This window comes from Inquilinus limosus (genome assembly GCF_051487185.1).
In the GTDB taxonomy this organism is placed as follows: Bacteria; Pseudomonadota; Alphaproteobacteria; order DSM-16000; family Inquilinaceae; genus Inquilinus; species Inquilinus limosus_F.
Map to the genome: position 1 here is coordinate 1 of NZ_JAHVDK010000017.1, position 11,578 is coordinate 11,578.

Consider the following 11,578-nt stretch of genomic DNA (forward strand, 5'->3'; position numbering starts at 1 on the left):
GCGGCGATCGGCCTGCCCGGCGTCGACCCCTTCGTCGCGCCGATCCTCTACGCCGTGCCGGTGCAGCTCCTGGCCTATCACACCGCCGTGGCCAAGGGCACCGATGTCGACCAGCCCCGCAACCTCGCCAAGAGCGTCACCGTGGAGTAGAGAGACCACCCCATGGGGCGGCCTCGTTTCCGAGGAAGACAAAAGGAACGATGACGCAGGGCCGGCGCGGCCGCGAGGTGGGTCAGTTAAGGGTCAATTGCGGACCGCGCAGATCAATCTTCTGGGTCGCGCGCAAGATATCCCCAGGCCTGATCTCTGTCCGCTCGTCCGCCGCGATCTCCTGGTACTGCCCATCGACGAGCCGGGTGATCGAATAGCTCGTCGTCACGGTCGCCACAGCCTCGGTCGCGCTCGTCATTTCCTGCTTGATTTCCGAGAGGGTGGCGAGGAGGGAGCCCATTCTCTGGTCGGCACGGGCGATTTCGAGATCCGCCTCCCGCAATTCAGCAGCATCCTCATTGATCCGCGTGCTCCGCAGCTCGAGGCGCCGTTGATCGAGGTCCAGCAGATTCTGGCGTGCACGCGCGAGATAGGATTGCTGCTCCAGCACATCGCGCTGGGCCACCGAATAGCTGCGCTGCGTCTCGCGCAGCCGGGTCAGCTGGGTCAGCTTCTGATCGGCCAGGGTCTTCATCGCCTGCACGTCTTCTGCCAACAGGGCCAACTCCTCATTGTGCATCTTGATGGCCTGCTCCAGCGTGGAGATCTCCTGCTCATAGCTGGCGCGCTGAGCCTGCAATGCGCGATCTTGGCTCTCCAGCGCCTCCTTGCGGACCCTGAACAGGGTCTCCTCGCCGTCGACGATCCGGTTCAGAGCATCGGCATCCTGGATGCTGTCATGCGTGGGCAGGACGAACTCGAAGGTCTCAGCCCCGTCCATCTCCGCCTTCAGCCGGGCGCGGCGCACCAGAAGAGAAAAGCGCTGCAGCTGGAGATCGGCATATTCCTGCTCGGTGGTAATGAGCTGGAGTCGGCTGTTCTCCGTGGTCAAGGTGGGCTTCTTCAACCCTCCGCCGACGGCGAGGAGCTCCAGCGCGATCATGCCGGGCCGATACGGATACGGGCCGGGCTTCTCGACCTCCCCCAGGACGAAGACCGGCGAATACTCCTGGATCGATACGCTCACGGCGCTGCCCGACGGGATATGTTCCTCCAGCCCCGCCCCGATCCGCTTGGCGATTTCGCCGGTGGTGAGCCCATCGACTTCGACATCGCCGATCAGCGGATAGCCGATGATCCCGTCGGAGCCGACGCGGAACTGCCCCGAGAGCGTCTCCTGCCCGTAGACCGTGATCGCCAGCGTGTCGCCGGGGCCGATGCGGTAGGCCCCGGCACCGGCCGCGGCAGGGGTCGCGAGTCCCATCCAGAGAAAAGCCGCGAGCAGGCCGGGAAGGAGACGGCCCGGCATCCGCAGGCCTGAAGGTCGCCGTGAGCACGGCACGCTTGTCGCCGTCATCGGGGTCTCCGTGGTCATAAGCCCTCGCCTCTACGCTTCTTTTACAAGGCCGATGGCCTGGCCACGCAGGTCCGGCGGACGCGAATGATCGATCTCCGGTGGCCATTCGGCGGCGGGAGGCCCGGCCTCGTAGCGCCCCTGGCGCCCCGAAGGGACGCCGTTGAGGATCACGCCTGAGACCGTGACCCCGCGGAAGGCGAGCTGCCGGACGGTCGTCGCGATCGCCTGCGTGGTCGTCCGTCCCCAGCGCACGACCAGGATCACGGCGTCCGCCAATCCCCCCATCTGCGCCGCATCGGTGGAGGTCGAGGCCGGCGCCGTGTCGAGGATGATGAGATCGTATCGTTTCCTCAAATTCGCCAGCGCCTCCCGAAGATGGACGCCCCCGAGGATGAAATCGAAGGAGTCCCCGGACGGCGCCGGGGCGATGAAATGCGCCTGTGAACGCGGGTCGACCTGGATCGCCTCCTCGAACGACTGCACGCCGCCGATCACGTCGGGCAGCGGCAAGGCCGTGGCGGTTCCGAACTGCTCGGCGATCGCGGGCTTGCGGAGATCCGCGTCGACGACGATGACCTTGAGGCCGGTCCTGGCCACCGAACGCGCCAGCGACACCGCCAGGCTGGTCTTGCCCTCGCCGGCATGCACCGAGGTGAACATCAGGACCTGTGCGCGTCGGGTTGCCGGCGCCAGCTGGAGCGTCGACCGGAGGGCGCGTATGGCCTCGCTGAAGGCGGATCGGGGCTGATCCAGCACGAAGGCGGACACGGCGGTCGGGCGCTTCGCCCCGCGAATCCGGGGAACGAGATCGATCACGGGAAGTCCGATCGCGCTTTCCAGATCGCTCGGCGACCGGACCCGGTCATCGGTGCTTTCGCGCAGCAGTGCGAGACCGAAACCGAGGCCGAGTCCAGCCAGAAGGCCGAGGGCGGCATAGGGAACGAGCTTCGGGCTTGCCGGCACGGATGGCGGCTCGGCCTCAGAGACCATGCGGGCCTCCCGAATGGCGTAGCCTTCCTGCTCGATCGTCTGCTTGTAGCGGTTGAGATAGGTCTCGTAGATGGTGCGGTCGGCGGTCGCCTCACGCTCGAGCTGGTTGAGCTGCACCCGAGCGTCGCTGGTCTTGGTCAGATCGTCCCCAGCCTCCTGAAAGGCGGCCAGAATGGCGGCCTCTTTGCGCTGGGCGACATCGAGCTCGTTCTCGAGACTCTTGAGGATGCGCTCCACCTCGGTCGCGATCTGTTGCTTAAGCGAAACCAGCTGCGACTGAAAGGACGGCAGCTGGCTGCTCTTGACGGCGCCGGTATCCTGCAGCTCGGACAGGCTGCGCTCGACCCTCGCCTGCTCGGCTCGAAGCGCCTGGATGGTCCCGGAGTTCAGCACCTGGGCGAAATTGTCCAGCCCCTCTTCGCTCCGCGACAGCGTCCTCGCGGTCTCGAGGCGGGCCTCGGCGTCGGCGCGGCTGGACCGGGCCTGGACGAGCTCGATATTGAGGGCATTGATCCGCTGGGTTGCAAGCGTCATGCCGTCGGATTCGATGAGCCCGGCGTCGCGGCGGAAGCGTTCGGCCGCCGCCTCCGAGGCTTCGAGCCGCTGCCGCAGGTCGTCGAGCTTCGCGCCGAGCCATTCGCTCGCCTGCCGGGTGGCCTCCGACTGGACCGAGGCCTGATAGGAGAGATAGGCCTCGCCGAACGCATTGGCGGCAGTCGCTGCAAACTCGGGATCCTCAGCCGTATAGGAGATGAAAATCGTGTAGGAGCGACCGTCGTTGCTCACCTGGAGGTCGCCGAGCAGGCGATCGATCACGTCGCGCCGGATTGGCGTCTCCTCTGCCTCGGACTGCGGCTCCGACTGGTCCGGCGAGGGGGGGCCGACGACCGCCTGCCATCCGTCTCCGATCCACCGCTCAATTCTCTGCCGGAAGGTTTCCGCCAGCGGCGGCGCGATGTCCGCCGGCTGATAACCCTTGTGCTCGAGGATGTCGGCGACACGGTCGGCCATCGTCCTCGACGAGATGACGTCGAGTTCGGTCTGGAGAACGGGGCTGTCCTGGGGCAGCGGTGAGACCACCGCATCCGCAGGCAGAACCTGAACCCGACGGACATCGAGCGCGATGACGACCTCTGCGACATAGCGGGGCTGCGCCTGCGTGTAGAGAAAGGCGGCAATCCCCATCGCCGCGGCCACCGGAATCCAGACGGCCAATTTCCGCCGACGCAGGATCCGGAGGTAGTCTTGCAGGTTCCGCGTATGGTGAGCAGAATTTGGCGTGATCTCAATCACGGCTGGTCACTCATATGGAAAATTGAAAATATTCAATATCGTCTACATGGACCTTTCCGGCCCACCCCCTCTCGGCATCATGTCGTTGATCTTGTAGGCGACCTCGGTCCGGTTCTTGGCCTTGAGCTTCTTCATGATATTTCGGATGTGCACCTTGACCGTGCTCTCACAGAGGTTCAGCTCATAGGCAATGATCTTGTTCGCCTTGCCCCGGCGCAGAGCATCGGCCACAGCCGCTTGGCGGGCGGTGAAGAGGCCATTCATCACGCTGTTCTGGGGCGGCTTCTCCCCCGACAGATGCTGCTGGAAGGAGGTGAGGCTGCTGGCCGGAACGAAAATCCCTCCAGCGCGCGCCAGGCGGACCGCCTCTATGGCGACGTCGAGACCCACGCTGGTGGGAATATAGCCACGGGCGCCATACTCCAGAATCTTCATGACATGAGTCATGTCTTCGACATCGCCGATCACGATCGTCGGAATATCTGCGAAGTCTGATGCCAGAGACTTCACGGCATCCATGACGTCGGGATCGGTCGCATTTCGCCATCCGATATTAAACAGTATCGCTGACATTTGATCGTGCAACTCAACGGCATTCCTCCATCCCTCAATACTTGAGAAGGCGGACGCCTCCAGATTCGCGTTCCTGGATCGAAATCCTCTGATCAAGCATTCCAGCTCTAGTTTGCGATACTCGATCACGGCTATGCGAATGCTATTGGAGTTCTCGACAACCATTGGCTCGCCTGCGGCGCGAGAGTTTGACCCGGCTATATCCTGTAGATCGTGCAACTTCGAGTTTGCTTCCGCCGATCCGATGTAGTTCTTGGCGGCGCCGTTGGTGGAAAATTCCAGATGATACGACATATTATTTCCCCCTTGTGGTGGAAGGTCGCCTCCGCCTTCAGAGTGAGGTTGTTTCAAGTTTTATTTAAATTTTTCTTTCGCGGTCTTTTGGCAGCCTCCCCCCGCAATCTTCCGCTTCCTCGATGCGCGGCAGTTAAAACTGCCGCTTCATCACACTACATTCATATACCGCATAGTATAGATTGGACAATCCGAGCCATCGCGCATGACGCCCTCAGGCTCATGGGTGTCATAAGGTATAATATGTGGTTCGGACGTTTTGGGAATTAACCTAAATTAGGCGATCTGTACTCCTTTGGGGTCACCCCTTCGCAGGGGCATGCTCCGAATATGTTGACCAACCCGATTCCGCGCGCCGCAGGCATTCTTATTGCAGCACGGCCCGCCCGAAATGCGGATGACGCCACCCCTCTTCAGGGCCGCCTGCGCCCCCCCTCGTCCACGGTTTGGTCGATAGGTCCGACCGGAATGAAGCAGGGTCCTGCTGCCATTGAAGCAGCTCAATCGGCCGGCTGCATGGTCCGGCTCTCGCCCACTCGCTTACCCTGGGCATCCGTCAGAGGCATGACGATCGGGGAGTCGAAGCCACCCGGAGACGGGCACGTCACGCCCGTGCCGACCGGGCGGTCGTCCGCAGGCCGCTGTGCAAGGGCTTCCAGCCCGACGCGCTTTGCGGCTTTCGGGAATTCGCAAGGAGGCTGGCGGCATCCCCGGCGCGCCGCGGCCGCGAGGCTGCGCGAAGCTGCGGCCGGTCATCCGTTCGGCGATCTCGGCGACCTCGCGCACGCTGCATCCCGTGCCCGACACGACTTGTATCGGAGGCCGCCCGACGCCCGGAATGCGATCAGAGCCCTGACATGCGCGCCCGCGAGGCCGAACCTCGCATTCACCGTCTCAGCTGCTGAAAATCTTCCGCGACGATGCGCGGCCCCGACCGAGATAGGCCGGGTCGAAATGAGCGAGCTCCACCAGGCCGGCACGGTCCAGAAACTCGACCTCGGAGTTCCGGAAGACGACGAGCCCCAGCTGCCGCAGGTTCCGCAGCACCCGGTTGACGTGAATGGCCGTCAATCCGAGAGCATTGGCGAGGTCATGCTGGGTGAGCGGGCAGAGGAAGCCCGACGAATTGCCCTGACCGATGAACTCCAGCCGGACAGACAGTTCGAGAAGGAGATGGGCCACACGCGCCGCGGCGGACCTGCGCCCGACCGCAATCAGGCGCTCGCCCGCAATGGAGCCCTCGAGGCTGGCGCTCCAGAGGATTGCGCCGCCGAGACGCGGCCACTGCCTGCACATGGCGAGCAGCGATTGGGGCGAGATCGAAGCAGCTTCGACCGGCGTCACGCTGGCGAAGCTGAGGCCGGTTCCATTCAGAAAAATGCCGCCAAGACCAAAAAAATCTCCCGGAAGAATGAAGTCTACAATCTGCCGCAGTCCATTTGGGAGGTCCTTGAACGAATATCCCCACCCATCATTCAGAACGAAGATCCGATGATGCCTCTCAACATCCTCAAGCATCTCTATTCGGGCTGCATATTGCCGGCGGGTCGCGAGCAATTTCTTTACAGCAAGGGCCTCCGATGGCGATGGGGTGAAATAGCGGCCAATCTTCAACAGAAGGGCCTCTTCCAATCCAGCCATATGCGTACCTATGCTCCGTCCATGATGCCGCCTTGTTCGTTTTCAGTATTGATAATATCAATACAAAAATCATCTTCCATAAACGAGTATGCGTTTTATAAAACGACATCCTATTGATGAAGCGCCCCCTCACAAAGAAAGTCTTTTACCCACCTCCTTCAGTATTATTTAAGCCTTGCGATCTAAGGTTATATTTTCTGAAACCGCTTTTGACGGGTATGAAGTCTTCCCTCTGCTCCATTTTTCAGATATGCAGCCGCCCGATCGATGGTCGATGTCAGCGACCTCCGGCCATCTTTTAAAGGCGACCACAGCGTTGTCGGTCCTGCACATCATCGGTTGTTCCGATGATCGCATACCACATTTGTATCACATTTTGGACTAATTAAATTAGACTTGACCTCAACTCCGCCCGGGTCACGTCAGGCCAGGCCCGGCATGCACGGAGCTAGCCGAATGCCAAGGCGCTGGGCGCTCGGCTTGGGCGATCCTGCTCTCCCTGGCGCCCGTCCTCTCCGGCGTAGGGCGACGTTGCCCCCAGCCACCAGCAATAGGTGTTCCGGATTCCGCTTTCCAGGTCGATTCCGGCTCGCCAGCCCAGGCGCGTGATCCGTCCGATGTCGAGCAGCTTCCGCGGGGTGCCGTCCGGGCGGCGTGCGTCGAAGGTGAAAGCCCCCTCATAACCGACCACCTTGGCGATCAGAAGAGCGAGATCGGCGATGGAGATGTCGGCCCCCGTTCCGATATTGATCGGCATCGGGTCCTCGTAGCGCTGCATGGCGAGCACGCAGGCGTCGGCGAGATCGTCGACGTGCAGGAACTCGCGGCGCGGCTGTCCCGACCCCCAGATCTCGACGGTCGCCTCGCCACGGACCTTCGCCTCATGAATTCGGCGGATCAGCGCCGGCAGCACATGCGACGTTTCCAGATCGAAATTGTCGTTGGGGCCGTACAGGTTGGTCGGCATCGCCGAGATGAAGCGGCAGCCGTATTGGCGGGCGTAGCACTCCACCAGCTTCACCCCGGCGATCTTGGCGATGGCATAGGGCTCGTTGGTCTTTTCGAGCGCCCCGGTCAGGAGCTGGTCCTCGCGGATCGGCTGGGCCGTGTCGCGGGGATAGATGCAGCTCGATCCGAGATACAGCAGCTTCTCGACACCGGTCCGATAGGCGGCGTGGATCACATTGGCGCCGATCATCAGGTTCTCATAGAGGAATTCGGCCGGATAGGTCGCATTGGCGACAATCCCGCCGACCCGCGCCGCCGCGGCGAAGACAATGTCCGGCCGCTCCCGCCGCATCCAATCCTCTGTGGCCGCCTGGCTGGTCAGATCGACCGTCGCCCGGTCGACGAAGAGCAGCGTGCAATCCTCCCGCGCAAGCCGGCGGACCAGCGCCGACCCCACCATGCCCCGGTGACCGCTGACCCAGACCCGCTTGCCGCGCAGTTCGAGGGGCGGGCGACCGGCATCGTCATTCGTAGCGGTCATTTCGTCCGGCCTCTCGCATGACGGCGACCAGATCCGAATTCACCATCTCGGCGACCAGATCGCCGAAGGAGGTGGTGTGGCTCCAACCGAGCTTCTCCCGGGCTTTCGCCGGATTGCCGAGCAGAAGATCGACCTCGGTCGGGCGGAAATACCGAGGATCGATTTCGATCAGCGGTATACCGGTCTTGGCGTCCAGCCCCTTCTCGTCGACGCCCTTGCCGGTCCATTCGATCTCGCGGCCCGCCACCCGGAACGCGAGTTCGACGAATTCCCGCACCGTGTGGGTCTCGCCCGTGGCGAGCACATAGTCGTCGGGCTCGTCCTGTTGGACGATGCGCCATATGCCCTCGACGTAGTCGCGCGCGTGCCCCCAGTCGCGTCGCGCGTCCAGATTGCCGAGGTACAGGCACTTCTGGAGGCCCCGCTCGATCGCCGCGACCGCCCGGGTGATCTTCCGCGTGACGAAGGTCTCTCCTCGGATCGGACTCTCGTGGTTGAACAGGATCCCGTTCGAGGCATGAAATCCATAGGCTTCGCGGTAGTTGACCGTCATCCAATAGGCATAGAGTTTCGCGATCGCATAGGGGCTGCGGGGATAGAACGGCGTGCGCTCATCCTGCGGCACCGCCTGGACGCGACCGAACAGCTCCGAGGTCGATGCCTGGTAGAACCGGCACCGGTCGCCGAGCTTCAGGATCCGCAATGCTTCGAGCAGCCGCATCGTGCCCAGGGCGTCGGCGTTCGAGGTGTATTCCGGGGTCTCGAAACTGACTTGGACATGGCTCTGCGCGCCGAGATTGTAGATTTCATCCGGCATCACGTCCTGGATGATGCGGCAGAGATTGGTGGAATCTGTGAGATCGCCGTAGTGAACATGGAAACGGACGGAATCGCTATGTGGATCCTGGTAGAGATGATCGATCCTCTGGGTATTGAAAGAGGAGGATCGCCGCTTGATCCCATGAACAATGTAATTCTTCGACAGAAGTAGCTCTGCCAGATACGCTCCGTCCTGACCAGTTACTCCAACAATCAAGGCGATCTTCTGTGGCATGATCAGCTCCGAAGAACCACTATAAGGCAGAGGGATTTTATTTTGACTGTGAGTTATAATTTATGGGGTTTGCAGCAGAGCGACAGCCTGTACAAAAGGGGAAGGACCTCCATCTATAGGCATGGCCCGGCCCTCACCCCAGGCGTCTTGCCGACGCTGCGGAACGGCGGCTGACGGGCGCCGGTTCATCGGGCCGTCACCTCCGGCGGGATTTCCCCGGTTTCCGGCTCCGCGGCGGCGGTCGAGGACGAGGCTTGGCGCCACCAGGCGACCAGGCCGCGCAGACCGGTCTCGAGCGGCATGCCCGCGCGGAACCCCAGCAACTGTTCGGCCGGCCGAGGATCCGCCGCCGGCCGGGCCAGCGGAAAGCCCCCCCGGTCGGCCATGTGCGCCGGCGCCAGCCAGCCTCGCCCCATCACGCCCGCCAGCATCCGCGCGAGGTCGCGGTGCGAGGTTTGCGAGCCGCTGCCGATATCGAGCGCCACGCCCGAGACGTCCATGGTCGCCGCCAGGATGTTCGCCCTGGCGATGTCGTCGACATGGACGAGATCCATCGTCTGCAGCCCGTCGCCATAGATGATCGGGGGCGTTGCCGCCTCGATCCGCTCGATCCAGCGGATCATCTGCTCGGTGTAGGGTCCGTGGATGTCCATGCGCGGGCCATAGGCGTCGAAATATCTGAGAGCCACGGCGTCCAGGCCGTACATAGTCTTGAATGCGCGCAGCAGGCCTTCGCAGAAGGATTTGATCACGCCGTGAAGGGTGCGATCGAGGTGGAGGCTGCGATGGCCTTCCGGCTTCGGCAGTCCCTCGGCCATGCCGTAGACCGACGCGGAGGAGGCCAGCACGACCTTGCGCACCCGGGAGGCGACGCATTGCTCGAGCAGATCGAAGGTGGCGCCGACCATCACTTCCATCGCAAGGCGAGGCTCGCTGACGCAGTGGCCGGCGCGGAGCGTCGCCTGATGGAACACGGTGTCGATGCCGGCGACGAGGCAGGCCATCGCGGATCGATCGCGAATATCCACATCGATGACCCGGACCCGGTCGCTCCGCACAGCCTCGGCGAGATGATCGGGGCGACCGTGCAGCATGTTGTCGACAACCAGAATCTCGTCGCATCCGGCCGATACGAGGTGGTCGACGAGGGTCGAGCCGATGAAGCCGGCTCCACCGGTGACAAGCACCCGTTTCCCGGCGAGATCGGCGGCTTTGCTGGACATGACGCGGCTCACCTTTCGTGGGGATGGCGCAGCGGCTGCCGGCCGAAGCGCCTCATGATCGGCAGAACTCATTCACCGCCCGCGCAATCTGCTCCACCGCGGCGGCAGACAGTTCGGGATAGATCGGCAGCGACAGGGTCTGCGCCGACAACGCCTCGGAGACGGGAAATCGGCCAGGCCCGTAGCCGAGACCGGCATAGGCGGGCTGGAGGTGGACTGGGAGCGGGTAGTGGATGGCGGTGGCGATGCCGATCCCGGCCAACCGCGAGCGGACGAGATTCCGTTCAGGAATCCGGATGGCGTAGATCTGGTAGGCGTGGTCTCCGCCGACGGGCCCCGCCGGCACCTGGATGGCCGCCCCGGCAAAGGCCCGGTCATAGGCCGAGGCGATGCGCCGCCGGGCACGGATCCACTCGTCCAGATAGCGAAGCTTGACGCCGAGGGCGGCGGCCTGGACCGCATCCATTCGATAGTTGAAACCGTGGCGAACGTGGTTGTGCCTGCCGCTCTGCCCCAGATCCCGGAGGCAGCGGATCGTCTCGGCCAGGTCGGTCCGGTCGGTGACGATCGCGCCGCCGTCGCCGCACCCCCAAAGATTCTTGCCGGGATGGAAGCTGAAGCAGCCGATGTCGCCGAAGGTCCCGGCGGCGACGCCGTGACGTTCCGCCCCGTGCGCCTGAGCGGCGTCCTCGATCACCCAGAGACGATGACGGCGTGCGATCGGCAGGATCCGGTCCATGTCCGCGAGGCGGCCGTGCAGATGAACCGGGACGATGGCTTTGGTCGCGGGGGTCAGGACCGCCTCGATCGCCGACGGGTCCATCGTCCAGGTTTGCGGGTCGATGTCCACGAAGACCGGCTTCGCCCCGGTATAGAGGATGGCCGCGACCGTCGCGACGAAGGCGGCCGGAACCGTCACCACTTCGTCGCCCGGTCCGACGCCGACCGCCAGCAGGGCGAGGTGGAGCGCCGAGATGCCGGCGTTGACGGCAACCGCGTCGCGCGCGCCGCAATAGGCGGCGAAGGCATCCTCGAATTCGATGATGGCGGGGTTCATGGCGTAATCGCCGCTTCTGATGACATCGAGCACCGCGCGCTCCAGCTCTGCCGCGATGCTGCGATGCTGTGCCGCCAAATCGAGGAACGGAATCATGGCCCCTTGAGGCTGTTGTCGCGATCGATCGACCTGTCGCGCTGATCCATGAGGAGCTGTCGTCCCAACAGGGTCTCGAGGCACAGGCAAAGAAACATGACGCGTCAGAAGGATCGGCTTACCCCCGCATCTCAGAAATTCTACAAAACTTTGTGAATTTGGAGACTAATTACCAATTCCCGCATTCCCTATTTCTGAAAATCGACGACCATAGGGAATTGCGGTTAATAATAAGTCTCGAAGCTGGGCCAGCATACATCCCTCGACAAAACCGAGGGGCGGGCAAAGAGGGATAGCGCCGATCGGCAAAAACGATCAGCCAGCGAAGCCGCCTCCTCCATCCAGATGATCCCGACACCAG

At 63.1% G+C, this 11,578-nt stretch carries 8 protein-coding genes; all 8 read right to left on the reverse strand.

From position 1 onward, the window contains the following. Positions 1 to 232 precede the first annotated feature (232 nt). On the reverse strand, positions 233 to 1,507 hold the full coding sequence (locus tag KXR53_RS19560; RefSeq protein WP_437376938.1) for a polysaccharide biosynthesis/export family protein: 1,275 nt from the start codon (positions 1,505 to 1,507) through the stop codon (positions 233 to 235). A 30-nt stretch (positions 1,508 to 1,537) separates the two neighbouring features. Continuing rightward, positions 1,538 to 3,790 (reverse strand): GumC family protein, encoded by a 2,253-nt coding sequence (locus tag KXR53_RS19565; protein WP_437376939.1) that lies wholly within the window; start codon positions 3,788 to 3,790, stop codon positions 1,538 to 1,540. A 42-nt stretch (positions 3,791 to 3,832) separates the two neighbouring features. Then, entirely contained in the window at positions 3,833 to 4,657 is an 825-nt protein-coding gene (locus KXR53_RS19570; RefSeq protein WP_437376940.1) for a LuxR C-terminal-related transcriptional regulator, read from the reverse strand. Positions 4,658 to 5,551: 894 nt separating this feature from the next. After that, a complete protein-coding gene (locus KXR53_RS19575) occupies positions 5,552 to 6,298 on the reverse strand; it encodes a Crp/Fnr family transcriptional regulator (protein ID WP_437376941.1) in 747 nt (248 codons plus the stop codon). 448 nt (positions 6,299 to 6,746) lie between these two features. After that, positions 6,747 to 7,787, reverse strand: coding sequence for a GDP-L-fucose synthase family protein (locus KXR53_RS19580; protein WP_437376942.1), 1,041 nt, complete (start codon positions 7,785 to 7,787; stop codon positions 6,747 to 6,749). After that, positions 7,771 to 8,841 (reverse strand): GDP-mannose 4,6-dehydratase, encoded by a 1,071-nt coding sequence (gene gmd / locus KXR53_RS19585; protein ID WP_437376943.1) that lies wholly within the window; start codon positions 8,839 to 8,841, stop codon positions 7,771 to 7,773. The genes KXR53_RS19580 and gmd overlap by 17 nt, the downstream gene beginning before the upstream one ends. A 185-nt stretch (positions 8,842 to 9,026) precedes the next feature. After that, positions 9,027 to 10,064, reverse strand: coding sequence for an NAD-dependent epimerase/dehydratase family protein (locus KXR53_RS19590; protein ID WP_437376944.1), 1,038 nt, complete (start codon positions 10,062 to 10,064; stop codon positions 9,027 to 9,029). Between the two features lie 52 nt (positions 10,065 to 10,116). Further along, positions 10,117 to 11,217 (reverse strand): DegT/DnrJ/EryC1/StrS family aminotransferase, encoded by a 1,101-nt coding sequence (locus KXR53_RS19595; RefSeq protein ID WP_437376945.1) that lies wholly within the window; start codon positions 11,215 to 11,217, stop codon positions 10,117 to 10,119. Positions 11,218 to 11,578 lie beyond the last annotated feature (361 nt).